Genomic DNA, 15,228 nt, shown 5'->3' with positions numbered 1-15,228 from the left:
ACCCTATCTCCCTTGTTAAACTGACAGTTTAAAATTTATAAATCTAATAGTAATTATTGACATATATTTTAGTTATATTCACTTGTCTTTATATTTTTTATTTTACTACTCCAATCCTCCTTATTTGCGTATCTACATTAACATTTATAATTGAACTTTTGTACTGTTTTTCCCAATTATTTTTAACTTTATTCCATATAATTGGATGATATTTTTCCACATATTCTTTAAACCCTATAGGATCTATTTCCATTTTTTGTTGAACTAATTGTGCAACCTGTTCACATTCATTTTTTATAGACTTATTAAAATTGTCTTGAATATAATTTAGTTTATCTACTGAAAATATCTTTTTATCTGAGTAATAATTCTTTATTTGACACTCTATATTTAAATTTATATTGAAGCACAATCTTCCATTGATTTCACTTACACTTATTTTTCTATTGGTATTATTAATATCTATGTCAATAGGATGATTATCTAAAAGAATCATTTTGTTACTTCCCTTTAGTTTTCCTCTAAGTAATTCAATATTAGCAGTTTGAACTGAATTTAAATTACCTTTAGCTTTAAAATTTTTAATAGCCTCAGAGCCATCTATTTTTATATTTTTATTATTTTTGTCCATAGAAACTATCGGCAGCAAGCTGTTTCCATTTTGGGACATCTGAACCAAAAAATCATTTAAAGTTACTGGAATTATTTCAGTGCTTTTTAAATCATTTTCTATCAAGCCAAATATGTAACTTTCCATATTCTTTTCCATATTGGTTTTTAATTTCATATACTGGCTTGAATCTCCCTTACTTAGAACTACATACATATTTCTATTTAAAGATGGCTCCCTTTGAAGATAATCTATAATTTCTTTCAACACATCAGGATGTTCCATTATATCTTCACTTAGAATAAGCAATTCCGTATGGCTAAATTTTATTGCCCTGCTGCTTTTACGTCTTGCTTTACTTACTGCATCCTGCATTGAATATCCATCTGCATCTATATACTTGTCTTCGGCTTGTGCTCCTTTTTCCGGTCCAAGTTTGCTCAAATCAGGTACACTAAATGTAACATGAATCTTTTTTAGATCAATAGACGTGAGTGGATATTTAGACTTCACATTTTTTAAATATTTTTGTTTGTCTATATCTTCTCCTGCATCTATTCCAATACTGGAAATCAATTGTTTTTTTTCTATTTCAGTTTTATCCCAGCATCCCGTAAGTAAAATACATATTAAAAATAAAGGGATTACCTTTTTTAAAAAAGGTTTTTTTTTAAATTTAATAACTAAAAACAAAATTACTGGAAGTATGAGAAGATTAAATATAAAAAGTGGCGTGACTAATTTATTGTTTATATAATATAAGGCTGCTATATTTTTAGGATAAAGTGCAGTTATATATATTACAACTCCTAATACTATACATGGGATATTAATATTTTTTAATTTAAACATATCTTTGGCTATATCAGATGCAAGGTAATATATATTCGTGAAAGTAGTAAAATAAAACATTACCCACATTGCCATGACTGCACCTTCCCACCTCTGTATAAAAGTTCCATCAACACTTATTGATTTCATCATAGTTATAGTTGGCCATAGTAATACTCTTGTCTGCTGCTTTGAAAAAATAGCTAATGATAGAATAATTGTTATTACGTAAAACAATGTTATAAATAATATACTTTTGCCTGAAGTTTTTAAAGCAGAAAATCTGCTTTTTATAAAAGGAGCTATTAAATAAATTATTTCTATTCCAGAAAATGAATATATTGAATTTTTGACACCTTCTATATATTCATAAGGTTTGCTGTTAAATACAGGAAGAATATTACTAAAATCAGCTTTGTTTAATGTAAACAGAAACACAATAATTATCGGTACAAACATTATCCAGAAAGATATTTCATTGAATTTTATTAGGCTTTCAAGTCCTCCCCTCAAAAGATACATTCCTGTAAGTATTACTATAACAAGTATAAATTCTGTAGGTGTCTTTTCTAATAAATACATTTTTATAACTTCTGAAAACATTCTCATTCCCATAGATATTACAACAACATTAAATGCTATAAAAACAAGAGATACAATTCTGCCAATTATAGCTCCAAAATTATTTTTCAATATAAAATAAAATTTTTCATATTCACTCAATCGAATAACTGAATATGCAATATATAATAGCAAATAAGTTATAATTCCTGCAAAAATAGTTACAATCCAGCCATCTGTTCCAACGATAGAAACTATCTCCTGAGGATAAGAAAATATTCCTACACCTACAACAGTTACTACAATAGTACTGAATAATCCAAAGTTATTAATAAAACTTTTATATTGCATATTTATATATCACCTCTATTTTCTATTTTTGTCTTATTTTATCTTCAGTACCCATATACTTAGGTCTTTTTTTAAAGAAATTGATAGGAATTCTAAAATACATATCTTTAAAATCACTTAAATTTTCACTTACCATTGGGGACAAATAGGACACTCCAAAACTTTTTAATCTTACGAGATGTATTAAAGTTAGTATCAATCCTATCATTATTCCGTAAAAGCCTACTATAGCCGCTGCAATTATAAGCAAAAATCTTATTATTCTAAATGTAGTTGTAATTTCATAATTTGGAGCTGTAAAGCTAGTTATTGCCGTAATAGACACTATAATTACCATAATAGGACTTACAATTCCTGCTTGAACCGCCGCCTGACCTATAATAAGCCCTCCCACTATTCCTGTAGTTGCACCTATTGCTTTTGGAAGCCTTGATATAGCTTCAAGTAATAATGCAAAACTACTTTCCATTATTATTGCCTCTATAAATGCAGAAAATGGTACTCCTTCCCTTGAAGCTGCAATAAAGTATGCTAATTTGTTAGGTATAATTCCTGTATGAAATGATGTAACTGCTACATAAAAAGCAGGCATTACAAGAGATAAAATCATTGCTATAAATCTTATAATCCTTACAATAGAACTATATATCCACCTCTGATAATAATCATCAGGAGATTGAAATAAATTAGGCATAGTAGTTGGCACTATTATAGCTGATGGGGAATTATCTACAAGTACTGCAATTCTTCCTTCATATACAGCTGAAGCCACTACATCCGGTCGTTCTGTATTTTGAATTTGTGGAAAAAGCGACCATTTGTTGTCCTCTATAAGCTGCTCTACATATCCGCTGTCTAAAATGGCATCTATTTTTATTTTGTTCAGCCTATTCTTTAATTCACTTAATGCAGTTTTATTCACTATGTCATCTATGTAAACAATAACTACATCTGTTTTAGATCTTATGCCTATACGCGTATAAGCCATCTTAAGCCTTGTATCTCTTATTCTTCTCCTTATAAGGGCTGTATTAAATCTAATTGTTTCCGTGAATCCATCTCTCGATCCTCTTATGACAGTTTCAGAGGATGGTTCTGATACTGATCTTGCAGGCCAAAGTCTTGTAGCTATTATATAAAAGCTGCTTAACCCATCTACAAACATTAAAGTCTCTCCAGATAAAATAAAATTTATACCATTTTCTAAATCATTTAATTCTTTTACATCTGACACAGTTAAAAGTTTATCTTTTATTTCATTTTCATTTTTTATATAGTGGGATCTTGTCATAAGTCCTCTCATAAGATCATTTATTAATATTTTATCTACCATACCATCTATATAAACCAGTGAAGTCTTTACATTTCCTATATAAAACTCTCTAAAAACCATATCTGAATTTCCCTCAAATAATTTTTTTACATACATCATATTTTCATCTATTTTAGAAGATACATAATTCTCTATAATTTCCTTCAAAGCTGTCACTTCCTAAAAAATTAATTTATTTAAATAACATCCTAAATTATTTTTAACCTATTGAGATTTATTTATTCAAAGACATATTAAAAGCACTATCAGATTAAATTAAAATTAATCCAATAGTGCTTTTATATAAAAATATATAAACTTAAATTGTCCTTGTTATAAACACTTCTTTATATTTATCCTTCATTTTATCATAACAATTCTGTGCTTTTAACATATCATCAAATAAACCAAATATGGTAGGTCCACTGCCACTCATTAAACATCCTACAGCCCCTAGAATCATGGTTTCTCTTTTTATTTGTTTTAATATAAAGTGTTTCTTTAAAACTACATTTTCTAAAATGTTTTTCATATTCTTACTTAATATTAAAATATTATCTTCATCTATAGCTTTTAATATTAGCTTTGTATCCGGATGTTTATTTATTTTATTGATATCAAGATTACTATACGCTTCTTTTGAAGAAACTCCAAAAGGAGGTTTTACAAGTACTAAAATGTGATTTTTAAATGAAGTAATTCTAGTTACTTTTTCTCCTATTCCTTCACAAAGTGCAGTTCCACCGTTAATACAATAGACTACATCAGTACCTATTTTTAAAGCCAATTTTTCCAATTCTTTATTGCTTAAATGTGGTTTGTATATATCTCTCATGGCTCTAAGTACTGCAGCTGCATCTGCACTTCCACCTGCAAGTCCTGCAGAAACAGGTATATTTTTCTTTATATTTATTCTAATACCGCCGCTTATATTATATGTATTAATAAATAAGTCCGCTGCTTTATAAGCTAAATTTCTTATGTCACAAGGTATATAGTTTTTATCACAGTATAAATATATTCCTTTACTGACTTTATTTATTATTATAACATCGTACAAGTCTATAGCCTGTATTATAGTTCTTAAAATATGGTAATTATCATCTCTTTTTCCAATTATATCTAATGATAAATTTACCTTAGCATACGCTTTTACTAACATATTAACCTCCAAATCCCGGCTTTATTATTTAAGTAAAACTAATTAATTTTAATATATTATATCCGTTATATTTTACTACAAATATATCTAAAACTCTAGATTTACACCGATAATTCAGATTTATAATGTTAAATTTATTAAATATCACTAAATATCATTAAATTATTGCCTCTGAGTTTTCAAGCTTTCTTATTTTTTCGTCGCTAATTTTTTTATTTATCAAGTCTTGAAGTGGCTCTAGTTTTTCAAAAAATATTATCAATATGTCTCCACTTTTCAAGTTACTTATTGCATCTTCAAAAGCCTGTTTCTCATCAAGTATAATTTTTATTTTTTTTACACTGAAGTCTGTATCAAGTACACCTTTTTTTAAAATATTTGCAACATCTCCAGGCTTCCTTCCCCTTCTATCTTTATCTTCTTTAATATAAATATAATCAAAATTTCTTCCTGCAATTTTTCCTATTTCTTCAATACTACTATCAGTTCTATCTCCTGGGACTCCTATTATGCCAACTAATCTCTTATAATCCATTTTTTCAATTCCTTTAATTACACTTTTATAACTTGCAATATTGTGTCCATAATCTAAAATAACTTTTGCATTATTCACTTCATATACATTAAATCTTCCCGGATTGAAAAAAGAATTACCATAAAAGCCCTTAAGCCCTTCGCTTATATCAATATAGTTTATATTAAGTCCTATTGCTGCTGCACATGCCGCCATTGCATTTTCAACATTATACATAAGCTTTCCACCAATAGATACTTTTATGTCACTAGTCCTAATTACTGGTAAGACATTATTTCCTTTTTCAACATACATAACATCGTCATCAACATAAATACCAAATCCACCATTTTCTATATTTCTCCTAAGCATAGTATTGTATTTATCTTTTGAGAACATTATTATATTACTTTTCATTCTATCTATTATGCTCATACTTACTGAATCATCCGCATTTAAGACAACATATCCATCATTTTTTACAGCTTCTCCCACAAGTGACTTAACATAAGCTAAATCCTTCATGTTCTCTATGCCATCTATTCCCAGATGATCTTCTGTTATATTAGTAATTACACCTACATCCGCCATGTCATAAGCAAGACCTTTTTTTATTATTCCTCCTCTTGCAGTTTCAAGTACAGCTGCTTCAACTTCTGAATTGTTCAACACTGCTTTAGCACTATAATATCCAGTGGTATCTCCTGTATATATACATTTATTATCTATATAAATTCCTCCTGTAGTAGTCATACCAACTTTATATCCTGCTTTATTTAATATATGTGCCACAAGTCTTGTAGTAGTTGTTTTTCCATTAGTCCCAGTAATTGAAACAACAGGTATAGTCTTGTGAGAATTTTTAAACAATTCATCTATTATCGCTTTGGCTACATTTCTTATCTTTCCTTTGCTTGGATAGTGATGCATCCTTATCCCTGGAGCTGCATTTACTTCAAGTATTGCCCCTTTTTCAAAAGCTGGTTTACTTATATCTTCACAACACAAATCTACACCACATATGTCTAAACCTATGGCTTTAGCCGTTCTTTCACATATATCTATGTTTTCATTGCATATTATATCTGTGCAATCGGCTGCCTTTCCACCAGTAGACAAATTGGCATTTTCTCTTAAAATTAACTTTTGATTTTTTTTGATTACACTATTTAAATTGTAATTTTCTTTACCTATATAGGCTTCAAGCTCTTTATCTATCTTTATTTTGGTAAGAGGTTTTTCATGTCCATAGCCTCTCATGATATCATTATTAACATTATCTATGAGTTGTCTTATAGTACTTACTCCATCTCCTATAACATACGGTGGTATTCTCTCAGATACAGCTTCAACCTTTCCATCAACTACACAAATTCTATAATCTTTTCCTGATATATTTTTTTCTATCATTATGTCACTAAAATTATTTGATAATAATTTATATGCTTCTATAACCTCATTTTTATTTTTTAAGTTTACAAATACACCTCTACCTTGATTTCCTCTTCTCGGTTTTAAAACCACAGGATATCCTATTTCATCTGCTTTTGTACATAAGTCATCTATATCTTTTACCAACTCTCCAGGAGCTACAGGCAAACATTGATTTTTAAGTATTTCCTTTGTAAGCAGTTTATCACACGCTATATCCACGGCTACTGCTCTTGTATTAGATGATATTGTGGCTTCTATTGTCTTGCCATACTTACCATATCCTAATTTAAATACACTATTATCGCCTATTCTAGTTACAGGTATTCCCATTTTTTGTGCCTCTTTTATTATACATGCAGTACTCGGTCCAATTTTTTCCTTTATTAAAATATCATTCAATAAACCCATAGCCTTAGCAAAATCATAGTTTTTTTGATTTATAAAAGAATTTATCAGGTCTACCGCTACCTTACCAGCTTTTATTGCTGTATTCTTATAATTGTATTCATATACAATATAATATTTGTCTTCTTTTATTTCCCTCGATTTCCCATAGGCTATATCTATGCCAAGCATATTTTGAATTGCAATTATAATATGTTCACATACATGAGCAATATATGTACCTTCATAAAGTCTTTTTCTAAATCCATGTTCTTCATCAATTCCACATCTGTGTTCATTTAATTCTGGTATAATTTCAAGTAATTTCTTATTAAAATTTTTTATATCCTTAGTAGGAGTTTCACTATATCCTTCTAAATCTACATACATCTTAATACATTTTCTATGAGAATATATATTTCTCCCTTCAAAAACTCTGAGATCATCTATTTTCATTTACATAATTCCTCCTCTAATCACTGTACGGCAGCCTATCTAATATGTTGAATCTGTTTCCGTTTTTGAGTATATGTAACTTTACATCAAAAATTGATAATACTTCTTCCGGATATTGTTCTGAAACATTTGTATAACCTATATTTGAACCATCTATAACATATACAGCTCCCGAGCCTATTACTCTAAATTCACTGCTGTTTTTAACAATAATAGCAGTATCCTCATCTATTCCTATACCTAAGCTTTGTGGATTTTCAGCAATTCCAACCAAAAGCCTTCCTATCCTGCCCCTTTGTGCAAAGTGCTGATCTATTATAATGCCATTTATAAGTCCAAGGCCGGGTGCCATTTTAAGAGTACATTTTTTAGGTGATTCATCATCAGGGCCGGTAACTATCATGGTCTCGCTCATAACAGATGCCCCAGCTGACGTTCCTACAAATATACATCCATTTTTATATAGTTTTTTAATCTTTGAATATAGTGGTGTCCCTCCTATAAGGCTTGTTATTCTTAATTGGTCTCCACCGGTAAAAAAAATTAAAGATGCATTTTCAATTTTTCCCATATTATTTTTATCATAAGCATTTTTTCTATTTTCTATATTTAATATTTTTATATTTTTTATACCCAGTTCTCCAAATATTTTATTATATTCGTTTCCCATTTCTTCTGGAGTTTCAGAAGCTATAGTTGCAATAACCAATATATCTTCTTCTTTTTTTAATTTGCTGCATACTTTTTTTAATATGTATTTGTCACCTTTCTTATCTTCTGCTCCCCCTATTATTATTAAATTTCCATCTAACTCTTCTTCCAAAATGACGCATCCCTTCCTTTAGATATATTATATTTTTGCCAAATTCTAATTAATTATGCATATAAAAAAACTTCAGTCATAAAATTACTGAAGTTTACATATTTTATCCAAATACATTATATGAACTTTTGGTTAAATAATAGCTCTTCCAGGTATAAGCAGCTTATCTCCTATCTTTATAACATCTGGATCTTCTATATCATTCAATTTAACGAGGTCTTGTATAGTTGTACAATACCTTTTAGCTATTTTCCAAAGCGTATCGCCATTTTGTACTACATATATTGTTAAACTAGCTTTCTTACCTGGAATTTCACCATCAAGTTCATCTACATTAATCAGAAATTCCTTATGGGTAATATAATTTACTCTTGCATAAATTTCTATTACAGCTTTAACAGCTATAGTATTTACTTCTATATCCGTATCTATGCTTTCAATTGATACTTTAGCTATACACTGCATATCAATTTTACTTCCGGGTATATCGATAGAAGAATTAAATGGTATTTCTTCATTAGCTTTTCTTATGCCTCCACTTGATGTCTCATACAGAACTTTTACATTGACTACTCCTTCTACAACAACTTTATCTTCAACTATCTTCTTGCCCGTAATACATACATCCCCATGACACATAATTATGTTCTGTAATCTTTCATCATTCTCCATTTCTATATTTGATTTAACCATGCTTTCAACGGTATTCTGGCCATATATAACATTTAATTCATAGTTTTTCTTATCTATTTTCATGAGAGATTGTGGTGAATATACATCTTCTATTATATCCATGTCTTCTTTATACATAACCTTTGTATTTGATTTTACAAGTGCCTCTAATTGTACTATTCTGTCTTCTCCCAAATCATCTTCCCTTACAGTGTATTCAAGTCCATCTACATCAAAGTCTGTAAAACTATTCATGGAAGGTGTTACTCCTTTTAATTCCAAATCTTTATTTACAGGCACATCGTCTTCTATCATTACAACTTCCTTTGTATCCTTTCCCCTATAAAGTACTTTAATAAGCACAAAAGCATCCAATTGTATTTTGTCATCTAAAATTTTTATGTCTTTTTTATGAACCATAGTATCAATTTTAAGTATATCTCCTACCTGAGGCTTATCAGTTGGTATTTGAATCTCTGTTTTTGCTATTAAGTTTCCATTCACTGTTCCCATTATCTTATCCAATGTAGCTGGATTTTTTAGCATCTGTACATCATCATCTGATTCAGCTATATCTTTTACTACTTCAAAGTCATAGTTTTTATATACCTCTGCTTTTAACTTTACAATACCTTTTATTCCAATTTTCCTTTCGTTTACTATAGTGCAGTCCATATGTTCAATATAACAATCAGAATCGCAAAGCATAGTGTGTTCCGCTCCACTTATCTCCACATAATTTGAAAAATCTCCTGTATAATCCACACTATATATTCCACTTTCATCATTTTCTTCTTTTGCCAAATACAATATATTATAATTTATCTTTCCTTCTAGAAATATTTTATCCTGCATTACTTCCTTATTTGTTACAACCGGACTTGCATCTAAAATTAAGATTTCCGAAACATCAGGATGAGTATCGGGTATTACATATTCTGCTTTTATCACAGTATCGCAAAAATTTTCAGCAAGAAGTTGTTCACATTCTATATTCTCTTTAACCAAATCTATGCTCATATTAAATAATCCTCCCTATAAAATCTACTACTTATTTATATAAATAAAATAAAAAAAATATACCAGTAAGTACCATAAAATTTATTTAAAGAACTTGCTGGCGTAATTATAAAAAATACATTTAAAAATTATTTAATTTCAAAATAGATTAAGCTTGAAAAATTATTTGAGTACATATATAATATTTATATAGTGATATTATATTGAGTTAATAATTATTTAATAATGTAATTTATTATTATAGTATAATGTAGTGTAAAGTGGGTAATTTTCTATGCTGAAAATACCAATTGAACTGTCTTAGTTAAAACATCTGAATAGCTATATGTCACTTTTCTTTGATTATTATTCTCCAACCTAATTACAAATATGCTAGGATAAGCTTTTTCTATTATTCCCTCATTTACAAAAACTTTTCTTCTACCACCGTTTGCCTTTAAGGTAACTTTATCACCTACGTGGCCTTGGATATCATTTCTTATAGTAACCAAAACATTTTGTCCTGCCATACTAAACACCTTCTCTCCACATTTTAATTATATACCCGTATGGGTATAATGTCAAGTAAAGCTTAATTGTAACAATTAATAAATAGCTTTGTCAATATTATTTTTTTGTAAACAAATGCTTTCTAAGATGATTTTATTTGCTATTTATCAATATTACTTTAACTGGCTTATATATACAATATTATTTACACCTTAAGCAATTTTATACATAAGGTGATTTTGGAAATCCTTCTCTATACTTTCCCCTTGTCTGCAATCCCCCTATTCCATTTGTTCTTGTTATAGTATTTTCCAGGGCTTCCTCAATAGAAACTACTTTTTCTATATTCGTATAAGCTATTTTTTCACATAAAAACACAGGATCAAGACAGTGAATTAAAACTCTGCCTGGAGAACTAGCGAAATTTGCTCCAGAATCCAATATCTTTTCATAACAAGATTGACATGCACCTGCAAATATAACTAAATCATCATAATTGGGTTCATAGTTCCTAAGCCTTAACACTGATTCTACAAAATACTTTGAATTTTTATAATTGTTCAAATCAGTATAATCATTGCTATCTTTAGCTATAGAATCGTGTCCTGTAATAACTACAATATCTGGTTTTACTTTTTTTACAAGTTCTAATATTTTCTCAGGCTGTTCACTTTCCGGTATGTTTTTTCCAACTGCGTTTAACATCAACTGCTTATACACTTTAAGACATACATCCAAATATTCTGCATCACCATCTATATGCAGTACTTTTCCTGGTCTTCCAAAAGCCAATTCATTTTTAGAATCATTCTTTTTAAAAAATTTTTTATTGCCTTCCTGTTTTAAACTTTTGTTTGCTTCGCCTCTAAATCCATTTCTATTTATCAATATATTTTTAATTGAATTATTTACTTTTTTAGAAAATAATTTTTCATTGTCTGTTAGAGAATGCTCAGATACCTCCTCTAAATCTTCTTCTCTAGAATCTGCAACTATTCTAAGGTTTGTCCCTTTTAATATATATATATAACCTTCTTTTGTTTTTTTTATATCTATTATCTTAAAGGTTATATCACGCCCATAAGACTTTCTTACTACCATGTCTCCTATTTTCATATCTCCATCTCCGAACTAGCAATCATAATATTATAATATGGATATAAGTTCTTTACGTGCATTATAAATTCATTAATAAAACAAGAGTCTCATTCAGTAATTTTTTTACTATATGAGACTCTTATTTATCATGTTCATACTTCTTTTAAGTTGTAAGTGCTTTTGAATTTATCTATAAATTCCACATATTTTTCCTGCTCTGAAATCAACTGTTCCAATTTATTACTAAACGTATTTAACGGCCAATTGACTTCATTATAATAATATCTGTTTGCAAGCCTCCAAAATCTTTGAGGGAACAATAAAAATGCAAATAATACCATATATTCTTCTTCTTTGAGTTCACTAACTTCATTATAAGAATCTATTATAAGTTTTGCATAATTTATATCCCAGTTTACCCTTTTTAAAACTTTTATCATAAAAGTTGAAATATCATATACTCTTATTTCTCTCTTGCAATAATCAAAATCTATTACATTTACATTATTATCATCATCAATTATGATATTATGATATGTGAAATCATGATGGCAAAAGCTCATTTCTTCTTCCGTACTTGCACAGAGTTCATTGTACTTTGAGTTTTGTAGTACTTTTATGGCCCTATTTCCGAAATCCTTATAAAACCCTACTTTTGTTATATAATTCATATCAAATTTACCTTTGTTATTCTTTTTCCTACTCATATCCCTCATTTTATCGAAAGACCTAACTCTTTTTTCCATAAGATGATGCCATCTTCCAAGATCTGTTTTAAGTTTACTATTTTCCGGAGGCTCATACCCTTTAGATGATTTATGAAGACTTGCAAGACATTTTGCTGCATTTTTAATATCCAAATCATCTTTAAAGTCACATTCTCTTCCGGGAATCCACTGAGACAAGGTATATATATCCTCATTTACCAGAGCATATGGAGCTCCATTTATATTAAGAGAATATCTATCTAATCTTGGAAATCCATTTTTTATAAGATGTTCCTTTGCGCCATATACAAATAAAAGTTTCTGGGTACCATAGTTTATTTTTTTTAAACATTTTAGTCCTTTATTAGTTTTTAAAAAATATACTCCCCTATTTGGCTTTATGCTTTCAATTTTAATTCCAAATTGCCTCTCAATTTCAAATTCTCGCATCATGTTCAATCACCTCTCTATATTTATATGAACACATATACTGCTTTAGAAGAATATTAACATTTTTAACTCCATTTTAATATAATGAAATATAGTAAGTTTATGGGGAATTTTATGATGAAAATAGGAATTGATGGACGTGCTGCCAAATGGTATAGAGGTACAGGTATAGGAACTTACACCTATCAGGTTATAAACTGCTTGAATGAAATAGATAAAGTAAACAATTATCTTTTGTTCATGCCTGGCAGCTCCAAAAATGAAATAAATTTTGATAAAAATTTTGAAATAAGAAATATTGAAGATAATAAACAAGACAATTTTTGGGATGGAATAAATACTCCAAATGTGCTGAAAAATGAAAAAATACAACTTTATCATGTTCCCCAAAATGGAATAGGCCTTCCTTCTTCAAAAGATTGTAAATTTGTTATAACATTGCATGATGTTATTCCATATAGAATGCCTGAAACTGTAAGTGATAGATATTTAAATCTTTTCTCAGAATATATTCCCAAAATAATATCGCAATGTGACGCTATAATTACTGTATCAATTTTTTCTAAAATGGATATAATAAAAGCATTTAATTATCCTGAAGAAAAAATATATGTTACTCCCCTGGCAAGTGAATCAATATATAGACCTCTTGATAAAATGATAAGTAAATATATAGCTAAAAAATATTATTCAATAAAAGGTGATTTTATACTTTATGTAGGCGGTTTTAGTCCGAGAAAAAATATAATGGGTATTATAGAAAGTTTCAGCAAGCTTATTTCTCTATATAAAGATCCTATATCTCTTGTTATTGTAGGAAATCGTGGAAAATCCTATAGTTTATATAAAAAATGCGCTGAAAAATTAAATATTCAGGATAAAGTTATATTTCCAGGGTTTATACCAATAAACCATCTTCCGTATATATATAATGCAGCAAAATTATTTGTATATCCTTCCTTCTATGAAGGTTTTGGACTTCCGCCTATAGAAGCTATGTCATGTGGGATTCCTGTGATAACTTCAAATACAACTTCCATACCAGAAGTTGTAGGAAATAGTGCCCTATTAATAGACCCTAGAAATTATGATGAACTATGTGAATCCATGTTAAACGTATTACTCGATAAAAAACTCTATATTGATCTTTCAAAGCGAGGAATAAAGAGAGCTTCTCAGTTCAGCTGGGAAAAAACAGCCGAAGATACATTGGCCGTATATGATAAAATTGTAAATAAATAAAATAAAAAGTTTGTGAAAATTACGTTTCACAAGCTTTTTATTTTATTTAAAATCAGGTTCTATAACGGGCATAATTTTTGTAAATTTTCTAGAAATTCTTCTCTGTCATCCTTATATGATGATTTTTTCCTCATTCTATCCAAAAATACATTTTCGTCCCATTCTTTACGTCTTGTATAATAATCCCTTGATATAGTATAAAAATCATACGGGAAATTTAGCATAGCAGTTAATACTTTAAGTTCCCTTTTACTTACCGTATTAGTTTTACAATAATTTTCTATTATAACTTTAACTTTATCTATATCAAATGCAAAATTTTTTATTACTTTATTTATAAAATTACATAAATCATTCACCTTAATATCAACTGACGCATAATCAAAGTCTATAAAATATGCTTCCCCATTGCTTATAATTATATTGTGATAAGCTAGATCATTATGACATACAACTATTTTGTCATCTTCACTACATAATTTATAATATCCTGCATTATTTAACATATCTATACTATGTTTTATTTGATCTATATAATAATCAGCATCTTTTATAAATAACTCGTCAAATTCTGTTTTCTTTTCATGGATTTTAACAATATTCTTGAAAAATTCCATCTCCTGAATTCTTCTCTTATAAATGTCAATTGTCTTTCCACTGTTACATTTCGAAGCCAAGCTGCTTTTGAATCCTTCGGAAGCCTTATGAAGTTCTCCCAATCCCTTAGATGCACTAATAAGATCCATAGGATTATAGAAATTGCATTCTGTTCCATCAACTACATCCATTATACAATACATATTTCCATTCCATATAGTATAAATATTTCTATCCTTGTTTTTCACAAAACTTACTATTCTGTTAAATTTGCTTTTTATATAAGTAAGAACATCATATATAAAATTTAATTCTTCTATTGTATACTCAACTTTTTTTAAAATCTTTTCTCCTTTATCTGTAGATACCATATAAACATTTCTTACCGGTACTACATCATTTACATTCAAATCAAAGCTTTTAAAAAGTTCTATGCATAAGTCATATTCCATAAGATATCTTTTATCACTATATCTATATATCAATATAAACACCTCCTTAAAAGTTGATACAAT

11 protein-coding genes are annotated in these 15,228 nt (G+C 28.7%); 1 reads left to right on the top strand and 10 read right to left on the bottom strand.

Annotation, left to right across the window (positions count from 1 at the left end):
- Positions 1-97: 97 nt before the first annotated feature.
- The 9 genes from J2Z42_RS05025 to J2Z42_RS04985 form a co-directional block, all read right to left on the bottom strand.
- Positions 98-2,353, bottom strand: coding sequence for a Ger(x)C family spore germination protein (locus J2Z42_RS05025; protein WP_209701458.1), 2,256 nt, complete (start codon positions 2,351-2,353; stop codon positions 98-100).
- Positions 2,354-2,375: 22 nt separating this feature from the next.
- The gene (locus tag J2Z42_RS05020) at positions 2,376-3,833 is read right to left on the bottom strand and encodes a spore germination protein (RefSeq protein WP_209701456.1); all 1,458 of its coding nucleotides are present in this window, start codon (positions 3,831-3,833) and stop codon (positions 2,376-2,378) included.
- Between the two features lie 151 nt (positions 3,834-3,984).
- Positions 3,985-4,827, bottom strand: a complete 843-nt coding sequence (gene ispE / locus J2Z42_RS05015; protein ID WP_209701455.1) for a 4-(cytidine 5'-diphospho)-2-C-methyl-D-erythritol kinase — start codon at positions 4,825-4,827, stop codon at positions 3,985-3,987.
- A 157-nt stretch (positions 4,828-4,984) separates the two neighbouring features.
- Positions 4,985-7,615: a cyanophycin synthetase gene (gene cphA, locus J2Z42_RS05010; protein ID WP_209701453.1), complete on the bottom strand. Its 2,631-nt coding sequence runs from the start codon at positions 7,613-7,615 to the stop codon at positions 4,985-4,987.
- Positions 7,616-7,631: 16 nt separating this feature from the next.
- Entirely contained in the window at positions 7,632-8,438 is an 807-nt protein-coding gene (locus J2Z42_RS05005; RefSeq protein WP_209701451.1) for a cyanophycinase, read from the bottom strand.
- 132 nt (positions 8,439-8,570) lie between these two features.
- Positions 8,571-10,130 (bottom strand): DUF3794 and LysM peptidoglycan-binding domain-containing protein, encoded by a 1,560-nt coding sequence (locus tag J2Z42_RS05000; RefSeq protein ID WP_209701449.1) that lies wholly within the window; start codon positions 10,128-10,130, stop codon positions 8,571-8,573.
- Between the two features lie 272 nt (positions 10,131-10,402).
- Positions 10,403-10,639, bottom strand: a complete 237-nt coding sequence (locus tag J2Z42_RS04995) for a Veg family protein (RefSeq protein ID WP_209701446.1) — start codon at positions 10,637-10,639, stop codon at positions 10,403-10,405.
- Positions 10,640-10,841: 202 nt separating this feature from the next.
- Complete coding sequence (yabG, locus tag J2Z42_RS04990; protein ID WP_209701444.1) at positions 10,842-11,735, bottom strand: sporulation peptidase YabG; 894 nt, start codon at positions 11,733-11,735, stop codon at positions 10,842-10,844.
- Positions 11,736-11,869: 134 nt separating this feature from the next.
- A complete protein-coding gene (locus tag J2Z42_RS04985; protein ID WP_209701443.1) occupies positions 11,870-12,877 on the bottom strand; it encodes a CotS family spore coat protein in 1,008 nt (335 codons plus the stop codon).
- Between the two features lie 114 nt (positions 12,878-12,991).
- On the opposite strand from J2Z42_RS04985, the gene J2Z42_RS04980 reads away from it, so the two are divergent.
- A complete protein-coding gene (locus tag J2Z42_RS04980) occupies positions 12,992-14,116 on the top strand; it encodes a glycosyltransferase family 4 protein (protein WP_209701441.1) in 1,125 nt (374 codons plus the stop codon).
- 59 nt (positions 14,117-14,175) lie between these two features.
- On the opposite strand, the gene J2Z42_RS04975 is transcribed toward J2Z42_RS04980, so the two are convergent.
- Positions 14,176-15,198: a CotS family spore coat protein gene (locus J2Z42_RS04975; protein WP_245331493.1), complete on the bottom strand. Its 1,023-nt coding sequence runs from the start codon at positions 15,196-15,198 to the stop codon at positions 14,176-14,178.
- Positions 15,199-15,228: the final 30 nt, after the last annotated feature.

This window comes from Clostridium algifaecis (genome assembly GCF_017874415.1).
Classification (GTDB): Bacteria; Bacillota; Clostridia; order Clostridiales; family Clostridiaceae; genus Clostridium_B; species Clostridium_B algifaecis.
The sequence above is the reverse complement of the archived record's forward strand: the minus strand, read 5'-3'. Positions and strand labels throughout refer to the sequence as shown.

Coding starts and splice junctions, on each gene's coding strand:
- J2Z42_RS05025 (WP_209701458.1), bottom strand. CDS start 2,353: ATGCAATATAAAAGTTTTATTAATAACTTTGGATTATTCAGTACTATT.
- ispE (WP_209701455.1), bottom strand. CDS start 4,827: ATGTTAGTAAAAGCGTATGCTAAGGTAAATTTATCATTAGATATAATT.
- cphA (WP_209701453.1), bottom strand. CDS start 7,615: ATGAAAATAGATGATCTCAGAGTTTTTGAAGGGAGAAATATATATTCT.
- J2Z42_RS05000 (WP_209701449.1), bottom strand. CDS start 10,130: ATGAGCATAGATTTGGTTAAAGAGAATATAGAATGTGAACAACTTCTT.
- J2Z42_RS04995 (WP_209701446.1), bottom strand. CDS start 10,639: ATGGCAGGACAAAATGTTTTGGTTACTATAAGAAATGATATCCAAGGC.
- yabG (WP_209701444.1), bottom strand. CDS start 11,735: ATGAAAATAGGAGACATGGTAGTAAGAAAGTCTTATGGGCGTGATATA.
- J2Z42_RS04985 (WP_209701443.1), bottom strand. CDS start 12,877: ATGATGCGAGAATTTGAAATTGAGAGGCAATTTGGAATTAAAATTGAA.
- J2Z42_RS04980 (WP_209701441.1), top strand. CDS start 12,992: ATGAAAATAGGAATTGATGGACGTGCTGCCAAATGGTATAGAGGTACA.